Below are 421 nucleotides of genomic sequence, written 5' to 3' on the forward strand. Positions count from 1 at the left end.
TCCGCCGCTCGGTTCGCGACGGTGATCGTCGGTCACAGAGACGCCATGCGTCATCGGGTCCTCCTCGGGTGTCCACGCCCTGGGGTACGTCCCGACGGCCGAAGTATCCTGGCTTCCGGATCGACGCTCTCCCCCGGCCTTCCAACCGCAGACACACGGCCGTGACTCACGAGGGGGGATCGCTCCCCGGTGACAGTGGCGGGACCGCGTCGGATTCGCACCGACTTCCTTCACTGCCGTCAGGCTGCGAATGCTGCCACACCCCCGCGCCGCCGGTCAACGCGGACCCCACCCCCACCCGACCACGCTCACCACATTGACCTGCGAAAATATCGGCGCGCGCGGGTTGCCTCTCACCCCGCTGGCGGGCTGGGCGACGGGTTGATCGGCCTCGCGGACTGCCCCGAGGCCGGGGGCGGAG

1 riboswitch is annotated in these 421 nt (G+C 70.3%).

From position 1 onward, the window contains the following. Positions 1-101: 101 nt before the first annotated feature. Positions 102-231: riboswitch (cobalamin riboswitch) on the minus strand. Between the last annotated feature and the right edge of the window lie 190 nt (positions 232-421).

The sequence above is a fragment of the Micromonospora sp. M51 genome (genome assembly GCF_018070305.1).
Classification (GTDB): Bacteria; Actinomycetota; Actinomycetes; order Mycobacteriales; family Micromonosporaceae; genus Micromonospora; species Micromonospora parva.